This is a genomic window from Brevibacterium gallinarum (assembly GCF_014836885.1).
In the GTDB taxonomy this organism is placed as follows: domain Bacteria; phylum Actinomycetota; class Actinomycetes; order Actinomycetales; family Brevibacteriaceae; genus Brevibacterium; species Brevibacterium gallinarum.
Map to the genome: position 1 here is coordinate 61156 of NZ_JACSPY010000012.1, position 12385 is coordinate 73540.

The 12385-nt window shown below is 65.8% G+C and carries 8 protein-coding genes and 1 pseudogene; 6 read left to right on the top strand and 3 right to left on the bottom strand.

The window, feature by feature from the left end; all coding sequences use genetic code 11:
* The first annotated feature begins 233 nt into the window (after nt 1-233).
* The 4 genes from H9634_RS11525 to H9634_RS11540 all read left to right on the top strand — a co-directional run bounded on the left by H9634_RS11525 (nt 234) and on the right by H9634_RS11540 (nt 6300).
* The gene (locus tag H9634_RS11525; RefSeq protein ID WP_191726788.1) at nt 234-1139 is read left to right on the top strand and encodes a GTP pyrophosphokinase; all 906 of its coding nucleotides are present in this window, start codon (nt 234-236) and stop codon (nt 1137-1139) included.
* Nucleotides 1140-1213: 74 nt separating this feature from the next.
* Nucleotides 1214-1633, top strand: a complete 420-nt coding sequence (locus tag H9634_RS11530; RefSeq protein ID WP_191726789.1) for a (deoxy)nucleoside triphosphate pyrophosphohydrolase — start codon at nt 1214-1216, stop codon at nt 1631-1633.
* Entirely contained in the window at nt 1630-4827 is a 3198-nt protein-coding gene (locus H9634_RS11535) for a DUF3427 domain-containing protein (RefSeq protein ID WP_191726790.1), read from the top strand. Before H9634_RS11530 ends, H9634_RS11535 begins: the two co-directional genes overlap by 4 nt.
* A gap of 282 nt (nt 4828-5109) precedes the next feature.
* Nucleotides 5110-6300, top strand: coding sequence for an ATP-binding protein (locus H9634_RS11540; RefSeq protein ID WP_318245097.1), 1191 nt, complete (start codon nt 5110-5112; stop codon nt 6298-6300).
* 59 nt (nt 6301-6359) lie between these two features.
* On the opposite strand, the gene H9634_RS11545 is transcribed toward H9634_RS11540, so the two are convergent.
* Nucleotides 6360-8822 carry a transketolase-like TK C-terminal-containing protein gene (locus tag H9634_RS11545; RefSeq protein WP_191726791.1) on the bottom strand — a complete coding sequence of 821 codons (2463 nt, stop codon included), beginning with the start codon at nt 8820-8822 and terminating at the stop codon, nt 6360-6362.
* 137 nt (nt 8823-8959) lie between these two features.
* Nucleotides 8960-9979, bottom strand: a complete 1020-nt coding sequence (locus H9634_RS11550; protein WP_191726792.1) for a 1-aminocyclopropane-1-carboxylate deaminase — start codon at nt 9977-9979, stop codon at nt 8960-8962.
* Nucleotides 9980-10155: 176 nt separating this feature from the next.
* Between H9634_RS11550 and H9634_RS11555 the strand changes: the two genes are divergently transcribed.
* Both H9634_RS11555 and H9634_RS11560 read left to right on the top strand, forming a co-directional pair.
* Complete coding sequence (locus H9634_RS11555) at nt 10156-10797, top strand: GntR family transcriptional regulator (protein WP_191726793.1); 642 nt, start codon at nt 10156-10158, stop codon at nt 10795-10797.
* Nucleotides 10798-10882: 85 nt separating this feature from the next.
* On the top strand, nt 10883-11092 hold the full coding sequence (locus tag H9634_RS11560; protein ID WP_191726794.1) for a hypothetical protein: 210 nt from the start codon (nt 10883-10885) through the stop codon (nt 11090-11092).
* 60 nt (nt 11093-11152) lie between these two features.
* Here the strand turns inward: H9634_RS11560 and H9634_RS11565 are convergent.
* Nucleotides 11153-12385, bottom strand: a pseudogene (locus H9634_RS11565) (hypothetical protein); the annotation flags it as partial.

A 12385-nucleotide genomic window follows, 5' to 3' on the forward strand; every position in this document is an offset into this window, starting at 1 on the left:
CAGTCGAAGGGACAGCTCAGCACCCGTACAGAGCAGAAACGGGGGCGAGCTATCGGCCGTGGATCCAGGTCACGGACACGCGTGGTCTCCGCGGACTACTGCAGCCGCGCCTTATGTGATGTACGTTGCATGGGAAAGGCGGTGTTGTCCTATTCGCCCAGGCCCCACCCGTCAACGTCTCGATGAAAGTGCCCCCTCACATCTCAATGTCACAATCGGAGGACTCCCCGATCATGAACCCAGAGCTATACCTGAACGAGTGTTACGAGACCCGCCGAGAAGCCTGGGATGTCGCGCAGGACTCAGTCACTGCCTGGCTGACGCGAATCTCCCGAGAACTGCTTGAGGACAGCGATGGCATGCGTTTGGTCGTAGGTTCAGGCCGGATCAAAGACCAGGACCGCGCACTCCTGAAGCTCAAACTCAAAATCGAGCAGGACGGGGACCTGGCACTCGACTCGGCACGGAAGGTCGAGCAGATCGTCCGCGACATCGTAGGCGTCAAGGTTCTGTGCAAATCGACACGAGACCAGGCGCTGATCTTCGATCATCTCAAGCAGTCTGGAAACCACCATGGAATCCGCGTCGTCGAATCCAAGGACTACGTTAGCGCACCCAAGGCAAGTGGGTACCGCGCAGTTCACGTCCTGTGCGAGGTGGATGTTCCTGGACACCCCGATGCAGTGACCGTCGAGATCCAGATCAAGACTCGGGCACAGGACGCGTGGGGCGAACTCACACATGAAGACCTCTACAAACCTGAGGGAGGGCTCCGGCCCAGCCGACTGCATCAGTCAGTTGCCAAGACAATGGCAGACCTCCTCAATCTCGTCGACTGTCTCGCTGACGACTTGGCGACGGATGTCGAGGGAACATTCATTCACGCAGCCGAATCCGAAGAGTCCGATACACGAACGGTGACTGTGCAGACATCTGGGCCCAGGTATGCGCTTGCCGAGGACGAGGATGACAAGCGCGGCCTCATTCCGGCTCATGCGGTCCGCGACCTCGCTGGCGTCAAGGGGCTGATCGACGTCGACAACTACTTGGAACCAGGAGACGAAATCGATGTCAAAGTCGTTGACAACGAGGAAGGCGTCTTCTACTACCCGGTGGCACTTCCCGAACGTCCTTCGTGAACCATCAGAACACTGTAGGAAACTGGCACGACGTTGCAGCAGCTTGCACACTTCGTACGGTTAGGCTGAGCAGCATGAGTGACCCGATCACTGTCGTCGGTGCGATCTTCTCCCGCGGGGAGCAGATCCTGGCCTGCCGGCGCGCTCCGCACAAGGCTGCAGCCGGCCAGTGGGAGTTCCCCGGCGGCAAAGTCGAAGCCGATGAGACGCCAGCAGCCGCACTCGCCCGCGAACTGCGCGAAGAACTCAGCGTCGACGTCACCGTCGGCGAACTTCTCATCCGTCAGACGACCCGCGCAGCGGGCGGCACAGGGCCGGAGATCGACCTAGCCTGCTACTGGGTCACCGCAGCCGAGGACCCGGTCGCCAGCGCCGATCACGACGCTGTCGTGTGGGTCAGCCGGGATGAGCTCGCCGTTCTCGATTGGGCGGCACCGGACCTGCCGGCGGTTGCGCTGCTGCGCAGCGGTGTGAGTGCAGGCGAGACCGGATGACCGTCTCAGGGGCCGGAAATGCAGAGCACCCGGGCGGGGACCTCGTCATCGGTCTGCACGAGCGGGTACTCGAGCGCCGACTGCAGGAGCTCATCGACCGCCGAACTGATGCCAGCGCGGTCGTCGATGCCGTCGACGCTGCTGACGCTCCGCACGTGCTCAGTCGGCATGTCGCCGGACACCTGGCTCAGGCGCTGGCCGCTGTCGAGGAGTGTGACCGGGTCGATCTCGTCAACCGGATCTTGGGCCTGCTGCCGGAGATCCCCGACGTTGTGCTCGACGGTCCGCGGCAGCTGCTATCCCTCTACCCGGCTGACGCACAACCGCCTACACGACCGACGACTCCGCTGTCGGATGTCGCGCTTCTGACGAACTCTCCGCGGGACCCGCAGCTGGGCACCGAGCTCAGACGCGAGCTGGCGAGCGCTGATCGGGTCGATCTGCTGTGCGCGTTCGTCAAGTGGAGCGGTATCCGTCTGCTGGAACGCGAGCTGGCCGCGCTGCGCGACCGCGGTGTGCCGTTGCGGATCCTCACGACGACCTATATCGGGGCCACGGATCGAAAAGCCCTCGACCGGCTCGCCAATGAGTACGGTGCGGAGGTCCGCGTGAACTACGAGACGCGCTCGACCCGCCTGCACGCCAAGGCGTGGCTGTTCTATCGCCGCACCGGTTTCGACACCGGCTATGTCGGCAGTTCGAACCTCAGCCGCAATGCCCTTGTCGATGGTCTTGAGTGGAATGTGCGGATCTCGCAGCCGGCGACTCCGAGTCTCATCGAGAAGTTCACTGCCACCTTCGACAGCTACTGGAACGCTCCCGAGTTCGCACCCTACGACCCGCAGCGAGACGCCGCCCGGCTCGATGACGCCCTGCGGGAGGCGCGCGGTGGGCCGTCTGCAGCGGCGACCACCGCCTCGGGCCAGGCGATCGATACGACGCTGCTCGACGTGCGTCCGTTTCCGCACCAGCAGATCATGCTCGATGACCTCGCCGCCGAACGGGAGGAGCATGACCGGCACTGCAATCTGCTCGTCGCGGCCACCGGCACCGGCAAGACGGTCATCGCCGCCCTCGACTACGCCCGCCTCGCCCGCCAGGCGCGTGCACGCGGCCAGGGAGGTCGTCCGCGGCTGCTGTTCGTCGCCCATCGGGCCGAGATCCTCAAGCAGGCGCAGCGCACCTACCGGGATGTGCTCAAAGACGGTAGCTTCGGTGAGCTGTTCGTCGACGGACACCGGCCGACCATCGGTGCGCACGTCTTCGCCTCGGTGCAGTCGCTCAGCCGGATCGACCAGCTGCAGAAGTGGGCCCGCGAGCACTTCGACATCATCGTCATCGACGAGTTCCACCATGCTGATGCCGAAACGTACCGGCGGATCCTCGACTGGTTCGAACCGGCCGAGCTGCTCGGTCTCACCGCGACTCCTGAGCGCGCCGACGGTGTCGATGTTGCCGATGAGTTCTTCGGCGGACGTGCTGCGAGCGAGCTGCGGTTGTGGGATGCGCTCGAAGCGGACCTGCTCGTGCCGTTCCACTACTTCGGCATCTCGGACAACACCGATCTGCGCTCCATCACCTTCCGGCGCGGCCACTACGACACCGAGGAGCTGACCCGGCTCTACACCAGCAACGACGCCCGCACCCGCATCATCCTCAGAGCGCTGACCGACACCGTCGTCGATGTCGCATCGATCCGGGCGCTCGGGTTCTGTGTCTCCATCGATCACGCCGAGTACATGGCGCGGAAGTTCACCGAGGTCGGCATCACCTCACATGCGATCACGAGTGAGACCGGGAGTGCGGCGCGGGCGGACCTGCTGCGGCGGTTCAAAGCCGGTGAGATTCGCTGTCTGTTCACCGTCGACATCTTCAACGAAGGCGTCGACATCCCGGAAGTCGACACGGTGCTCATGCTGCGCCCCACCCAGTCTGCGACGATCTTCCTCCAACAGCTGGGCCGCGGTCTCAGGCGCGCACCGGACAAAGCAGTGCTGACGGTCCTCGATTTCGTCGGTCACCAGAGTGCTGAGTTCCGGTTCGACATCAAGCTGCGCGCACTCACGGGCGCTTCGCGCCGACGGCTGCAGCGCGACGTCGAACAGGGCTTCCCGTTCCTGCCGGCCGGTTCGCAGATCGTGCTCGATCGCACCGCCGAAGATGAGATTCTTGAGAGCCTCAAGTCGACGCTGAATCTCTCAACCCGCGGGCTCATCAGCGACATCCGATCGCATCAGCCGGCAGGGGTTTCGGCCGGTGAGTACAGTCTGGTGACGTACCTGAACGAAGCCGACCGGGCTCTGGCGGACATCTACGGCGGTTCGAGTTCCCGGACCTTCAACGGGCAGAAGCGGGCGCGCTCGTGGTCAGCGCTCAAGGACTGGGCTTTTCCCGATGCCGGGCTGTCACTGAGCGACGACGAGATCGAACTGCTCGGCCGGATGCGGGCCTTCACGCATATCGATGACGGCGGGCGGATCGAACGCTACCGCGAGCTGCTGCGCGGAGATCTCCCCTCCGATCGCGCGCTGGCTGCGGATCCGTATGCCGCGATGCTGTTCTACCAGCTGCGCCCCACGGCACCGGCCAGCGAGATCGCCGCGACGATCAGACGCGTGCGTCGGATGCCCGCGATCACCGGCGAGCTGCTGGATCTGCTGGAGGTCTGCGAGGAGAACGCGCGCACCAGACCGCAGCGGTTGGACGGGCTGGAGACCACTCCCCTGCGCAGCCACGCCCGCTACACACGTGAGGAGCTGCTCGCCGGGTTCGGTCTCGGCACCACGCAGCAGGGCATCGCGCCAGGCAACATGCGCGAGGGAGTCAAGTGGATCCCGGCCGCGCAGACCGACGTGCTGCTCGTGACGCTGAAGAAATCGGAAAGCGACTACTCGCCGACAACGCTCTATCGCGACTATGCGATCTCTGAGACGCTCTTCCACTGGGAATCGCAGAACGCCACGAGCCCCGAGAGCCCCACCGGGCAGCGTTACATCCACCACCGCCAGCAGGGTTCACACGTCGTGCTCTTCGTCCGCGCAGCCAAAGAAGGCGACCTCGGCACGCAGCCCTACACCTGTCTGGGCACCGTTGACTATGTGCAGCACTCCGGGTCGCGGCCCATGCAGATCGAGTGGAAGCTCGACCGGGCGATGCCGGCCGAGATGCTCGTCGCTGCCCGGGCGGTGGCGTGATCAACTACCACCTCAGCAGATCCGCACCGGTGCACCGCTGACCCGTTCCTAAGCCCTCCTCGACATTGCAGGATTGATAATGAAGTCGTTGCAGAATAGATGATGGAATCATTGCAGGATAGACGATGGAATCATTGCAGAATAGATGATCGAGCCATGTGGTCGTCGTCAACCGAGGCGCGATGGGTTCGGCAAGGCGGGCGTTCGAAGCAGGGGAACGACATGTACAAGCAACGGGCCGTTGACCAGATCCTCGCTGAGCTCCTCAAAGGAATGGGAGCGGTGCTCATCGAAGGCCCACGCGGCTGCGGGAAGACGTCGACGGGTCTCCACCATTCGCGAAGCTCTATCCGACTCGACCGCTCACCCGAGCTCATCCAGCTGGCAGAACTCAACCCAACGGCACTGCTCGAAGGAGAGACTCCACGCCTCGTCGACGAATGGCAGCTTGCACCCAACCTGTGGAATGCGATGCGTCATGAGATCGACGACCGACAGCAACGAGGCCAGTTCATCCTCTCTGGCTCGGCACAGCCCGCTTCCGACGTCACCCGGCATTCAGGGGCTGGCCGATTCGGGCGACTGCGCATGCGGCCGATGGCACTCGCCGAAAGCGAAGCCTCCTCGTCAGACATCTCCCTCTCAGCACTCAAGGGTGCGAATACTGTCTCAGCGCGATCGCCCCTGAGCTACCAGGCGCTGGCGGAACAGGCGGTACGCGGCGGCTGGCCCGGACTGCTCGACGTTCCAGCGCGACAGGCAGTGCTGTTCAATCGGTCGTATTGCGACGACCTGAGTGACTCAGATATCCCTGCCGCCGTCGGCGTTCGCCATGACCCGGCTCGGATGCGCAGGGTACTGCAGTCGATCGCACGGAATATCGCTGCCGAAGCGACAGCACAGAGTCTTCGACGAGATGTGTCGGGCGCCGACGCGCCGCTGAATTACGGGACCGTCAACGCCTACCTTGACTCACTGGAGACCGTGTTCGCACTGGACAATCTTCCCGCGTGGAGCGTCAATCTCCGTTCGAAGTCGCGCCTGCGCACAGCACCCAAGCTCCAGCTGGCCGACCCGGCCCTGGCATGTGCAGTACTCGGCATTGGGGCAGACCGGTTGGCGAAGAGTCCTGAGTACTTCGGTCAGGTTTTTGAGGCGATGGTCATCAGAGATCTCCGAGCACTCACAAGCGCGGAATCCGGTCAGGTCTACCACTATCGCGACAGCACCGGCCTGGAGATCGACGCCATCATCGAATATCCCGACGACGGCTATTGGGGTGCCTGCGAAGTCAAGCTCGGGCAGTCACAAGTCGAGGCTGCCGAACGCAATCTGATCAAGCTGCGCGACGAGCGCGTCGATCTCGATCGCGTCGGCGAACCGGCATTCCTCGCGGTGGTGACTGGCACAGAATACGCTTACACGCTGCCGAGCGGTGTGCACGTCATCCCGCTCGGCACCCTCGGAATCTGAAGGCTCCGCACGTCCCCGCGGGGGCGCCGATCCTCCCGGAAAACGTCCCCGCGGGGACGTCACCGACCCAGCAGGTCGAGTGCAGCCGAGGCGATCGAAGCGGTGTCGATGCCGTGGATGGCATAGGCCTCCGACACCGAGGATGCCTGACCGAATTCGGTGACGCCGAGGTTGCGGGCGCGGTCGCCGCGCACACCGGCGAGGAACGACAGCGTGTGCGGGTGGCCGTCCATGACGGTGACGAGCGGGGCTGGGTGCTCGGCGGGGAAGAGAACGTCGACGATGCTCGTCGCCCCCATCCCGGCCTGCGCACCGCCGAGCCAGCCGCGGGCCTGCAGCGAGCGGAATACAAGGCTCGGGCTCGTGATACACACGACGCCGGCCTTGAGTCCGCGCTCAGTGAGGTACTCGGCGGCCTCGCACACCTCGGTCATGATCGCACCGGCGCCCACAAGGGTGATGTCGTCCTCGGCGGCCGGGTGGGTGCTGAGGCGGTAGCCGCCGGAGATGACGTGCTGGCGGCGGCGTTCGCGTTCGATCGCGTCGTCCGGCACCCGGGCGAGCTCCTGGTCGACCGGGCGGGTCGAGAGCCTGAAGTAGGCCGAATGCCCATCGGGCTTGCCGATGTGGCGCATCGCTTCGAGCAGCGCCCATTCGAAGTCCTGCGCGAATGCCGGCTCCCAGCTCGTCAGCCCCGGAATCTCCAGGGTCGCCGACGGGGTGTTGAAGGACTGGTGCGCCCCGCCCTCAGGCGCGAGCGTGACACCGGACGGGGTGCCGATCATGATCGACTGCCCACCGGCGTACAGGCCGAAGGTCCACGGCTCGAGCGCCCGGTTGATGAACGGATCGTAGATCGTGGCGACAGGGATGAGCGGCTGGCCCCAGCGCGAGAACGTCGAGCCGAGCTCGCCTGCCAGGGAGACGAGGTTGACCTCGGCGATGCCGAGTTCGATGTGCTGGCCGCTGGAGGCCTCCTGCCAGCGCAGCACCCGCTCGCGGTCATCGGCGAACCAGTCCTGCCGGCCGGCGATCGACCACACGCCGGTCTTGTTGATCCAGCCGCCGAGGTTCGTCGACGTCGCCACGTCGGGGCTGAGGGTCACGACCCTCTCAGCGAGTTCGGGTTCGGCGCGCTTGAGGTCGGAGAGCACCCGGCCGAGTGTCGCCTGGGTCGAGGTGACGGCCTTGTGCGCATACCCGAGTTCGGCCGGGACCTGGCCCACCTCGTGCACGGGTGCCGGTGGGCGGGTGAGCCGCTGTGCGGTCGAGCGGCACACCTCGGCGGCGGCCGAATCCGGGGCGAAACGCACCCACGGATCCTCCAGCGAGGTGCCCGAGAGCTCGGTGAGCTCGCGCATCTGGCTTTCGGTCAGCTGGGCGGCGTGGTTGTTCGGGTGTCCCTCGGTGGCCAGGCCGCGGCCCTTGATGGTGTAGGCGAAGATGACGGTCGGGCGGGTGTCGTCGATCTGCCGGAACGTGTCGATGAGCGCGGGGATGTCGTGACCGGCGAGGTCTCGGATGACCTCGGCGAGCGCACGTGGGCTGAGTGAGTCGAGCAGGTCGCGCAGCACCGCGGCCTCGTCGGCGGCGAGTCCGGTGAGCATGCGTTCGTGCAGCTCATCGGGGTGGCTGCGCAGCAGCCACTGGTACTCCTCGTTGGGCATCTGCTCCATCCGCCGGGCGAAGACCTCCCCACCCGAGGCGGTGAAGAGCTTCTGGATGCGGGTGCCCCATTTGCACGTGAGGACCTGCCAGTCGGCGGCGGCGAACATGCCCTGCAGCCGCTGGATCTGGACATCGGGGATGATGCGGTCAAGCGACTGGCGGTTGAGGTCGACGATCCACACGACGTTGCCAAGTCCGCGCACCTCGGGGTCGATGATCGCCTCCCAGACCGCACCTTCGTCCATCTCGGCATCGCCGAGCAGGGAGATGAAGCGGCCGGCTTCTGGGGTGTCGGGGAAGCGGTCGCGCAGGTAGCGGTGCGACAGGGCCGCCCAGATCGGGGCGGTGGCACCGATGCCGACCGAGCCGGTGGAGAAGTCGACGGTGTCGGGGTCCTTCGAGCGCGACGGGTAGGGCTGCAGGCCGCCCTTGGCGCGCAGCGAGGTGAGATAGCGTTCGTCGAGGTCGCCGAGCAGATAGTTGATGGCGTGCAGCACCGGGGAGGCGTGCGGTTTGACCGAGACGCGGTCGGCTGCGGTGAGTTCGTGGAACCACAGCGCGGTCATGATGCCGACCATCGAGGCCGAAGACGACTGGTGCCCGCCGACTTTGACGCCGTCGGTGTTCTCGCGGCCCCGGTTGGCCGCGTCGATCATCGCCGTTGAGAGCCACAGCACGCGCTGGGCGATCTCGTCGAGGACAGACGCGCCGGTGGCCGAGGCGGAGGCCGAGAGGGGCCGGGAATTCACACTCGGCGGGTCGAGCTGCGTGGAGGTCTCGAACTGCTGGCGGTCCTCGGTCTGCTCATCGGCGTGCAGACCGGCGGCCTGGGGGTTGTCGGGGCTGTGCTGCATTGCATCCGTCCTTCGCTCGGCGCCGATGTGTCGTCCACGGTAGAGACTACCCGCCGGACTGGTGGCCGCCGCCACATGGTGGAAACGGCAGGAAAGGGATGTCCTTTCCTGCCGCTTCCCAACTGGGTGTGCTGGGCTCAGTCGAAGATCGAGCTGTAGGCGTTGAGCGCCAGCTGTCCGCCGAGGTGGGCGTAAAGGACGTTGGAGTCCTTGGCGAACTCCCCGGCCTCGGCCAGGTCGATGAGCCCGGCCATCGACTTGCCCTCGTAGACGGGGTCGAGGATGACGCCTTCGAGTTCTGCGGTCGTGCGGATCGCTGCGATCGTCGAGTCGTCCGGGATGCCGTAGGCCGGGCCCTCCCAGCCGGTGCGGATGTCGATCTCGTCATCGCGTAGCTCGCGGCCCAGATCGATGAGGCCGGCGGTGTGGCGGGCGATGCGCCCGACCTGGTCGCGGGTCTTCTCGACCGTGGCCGAGGCGTCGATGCCGATGACCTTGCGCTTGACCCCGGTCTGCTCCTCCAGCAGAGCGAAGCCTGCGATCATGCCGGCGTGCGTCGAGCCGGTGACGGTGCACACGACGATGGTGTCGAAGAAGACGCCGAGCTCCTTCTCCTGTTCGGCGACTTCGAAGGCCCAGTTGGCGAACCCGAGTCCGCCGAGTGGGTGCTCGGAGGCGCCAGCCGGGATCGCATACGGCTTGCGGCCGTCGGCTTCGAGTTCGGCGATGGCGTTCTCCCAGCTCGACCGGATGCCGATGTCGAAGCCGGCCGGGTCGAGGCGCACATCAGCACCGAGGATGCGGGAGAGCTCGATGTTGCCGACCTTGTCGTTGACCGGGTCGTCCCAGTCGACCCAGCGCTCCTGCACAAGCCGGGCCTGCAGGCCGAGGTGGGCGGCGATCGCAGCGACCTGGCGGGTGTGGTTGGACTGGTAGCCGCCGATCGAGACGAGCGTGTCGGCCCCGGAGGCGAGGATGTCGGGGACGATGTACTCCATCTTGCGGGTCTTGTTGCCGCCGAAGGCGAGCCCGGAGTTGACGTCTTCACGCTTGGCCCAGATCTTCCCGGCGCCGAGGTGGTCGCTGAGTCGCTGCAGCTGGTGCACCGGGCTGGGTCCGAAGGTGAGCGGGTACCGCTCGTAGTCGCTGAGTGCCATGGCCTTGGGGTCCTTCCGTTCGACGGCCGCTTCTCCTGCGGGTCCAGCACATCGGTGTGCCGGATTCCGCAGGTCGATATGCAATATATTGGATATCTGGTCGGGGTAGGATGTCAACCGGAGACCACGAGATTCTGCCGATCTGAAGGCAACTGCCAGCTGATGGAGGTGAGCCGATGCCGGTGCCGGCTACCGCGGGGCTGCCGCGGCGCGCGCTGCTGCGCGATGACGTCTACCAGGCGATCCGCGATGCGATCGTGCGCGGGGAGCTCAAGCCCGGTGAGCAGCTGCGCGACACGGAGCTCTCCGCGTGGCTCGGCGTCTCACGCACACCCATCCGCGAGGCGCTGCTGCGACTGAACCGCGCCGGTCTCGTCACCGCCGAACCCGGCCGCGCCACCCGCGTCACCGCCGAAGATCCCGCTGCCATCGCCGATGCCCAGGCGGTCGCTGCTGCCCTGCAGGCGCTGGCCATGTCACTGGCCGCGCCCCACCTCGGGCCCGGTGAGATCACCCGGATGGAGACCGCCAACGACCAGCTCACCGCAGCCCTGGCTGCCGGGGATGCCGAGGCGGCGATCGCGGCCGATGACGCCTTCCACGCTGTGGCGATCGAGCAGGCGGGCAACCCGATCCTCGCCGAGCACCTGGAGAGTGTCACCCTCATGCTCAGGCGTGCGGAGTTCCTGCATTTCGATGCGATGAATGACGCCTCTATCCAGCAGCATGCCCGCATCCTCGCAGCCCTGCGGGACGGTCAGGTCGAGGCTGCTGTCGAGCTCACCCGCGAGAACTGGCTGACGATCATCACCTCTTGAGCGCTTATCCACAGTCCGGCAGGCGGACCCACCCTTGCCCCGGTGCAGGTCAGAGGCGCTTAATGGAAGTACCAGGAGATGCGCCATGATCGTCACAGCAGTCATCGTCCTCAGCCTTCCGTGTGTGGGCCTGTACTTCCTCCTCGGACGGCTCATGTGCCCCCGCCGTGAGCGCATGCCCTTCAGCGAGATGGACTCGGCCGCCGTCGCGCAGACCATCTCCCGCGGCTGGGATGCCGTGCCCGTCGGCCCGGCCTCGTCGATCGGCTTCACGCCGGTGCTGCCGCAGGACTGAGCGCAGACACGCACTGGCTGACCGAGGATTCCCTCAGCCAGCCAGCACGTATGCAGTCGATCAGCGACGCGAGCGCCGTGTGGCCAGCAGCGCCGTTCCGCCGACGACCAGCAGTGCCGCACCGATCACACCAGCGGTGACCTCAGCTCCTGTCCGGGGCAGCGACGAACCGTGCGACTTGCCGTGGCTGCCGCCTGAGCCCTTGCCGCCGGAGTCACGGCCGGCGGAGTTGTCATCCTTGCGGTCATCCTTGCCGCCTCCGCCTGCGCCGGCATCGTCATCAGCGGTCACGGTGAAGGACGCGGTGAGATCAGGCTCAGCCATCTTCACGGTGTACTTTCCGATGTAGTTCTTCGCACGGTCCTGGGCCTGACCGTAGACGCGGTAGACCGCGACGCCTTCCTTGTCGGCGGTCGCCTTGAGCGTGACGCCCTTGACGTTCGTGCCGCCGGAGATGGCGACCTCGTACTCGTTCCCGGGTGTGAGACCAGAGGCCGTCACGACAGCACCCTCGTCCTCTTTAAGGAAGTCGGACAGGGACACGGTCTTCGACTCAACCGTGAGCGACGGTTCGGCAGGCTGCGCGTCCTCGCTGGGGTCTTCGGTCGGCGTATCGCTCTCGCTCGGGTCATTGGTCGGCTTCGGGTCCGTGGTCGGATCGTCCGTCGGCTTCGGATCGGTAGTGGGATCGTCCGTCGGCTTCGGCTCCTCGGTCGGCTTCGGATCTTCAGTCGGATCCGTCGTCGGATCGTCCGTCGGCTTCGGGTCCTCGGTGGGATCCGTGGTGCCGGGGAAGAGGGCTTCCTTCTGCGCAGCCGTCAGTTCGATCGGCTTGCGGTACAGCAGCGCCTCTCCCTTCGGCAGTCCGTGCGCGACCCAGACGAGCAGGTCGTAGTCGGACTCCTTCTTCAGCTTCGCCGTCTCAGCTGTCACCGAGGCGGACAGCTTGCCCTCCGGGAGTGAGAAGACCGGCGTTGCGGCGACCGGGGTCGAGCGCTCGACATCGTCGCTGGCGATTGAGCGGTCGACGATTCCCGCGTACACACCGGCGGGATCGCTGCCGGTACTCGCCTTGGGCAGGTTCGTGTATCCCTCACCGGTGACGGCGACGGTCAGTCCTGCCGCTGCCGAGGCGCCGGTCACCTCGTGCGAGGTGGTGCGCTCAGGCTTCGGGGTCTCCGTCGGGTCTGGCTGCGCATCGGCAGCCGTGTACTTCACGTTGATGGGTGTGGTGGGTTTGCGGGGGTCAGCAGCCCCGCCGGAGGTGTACCAGTACTGCTTCTGCCCGGTCTT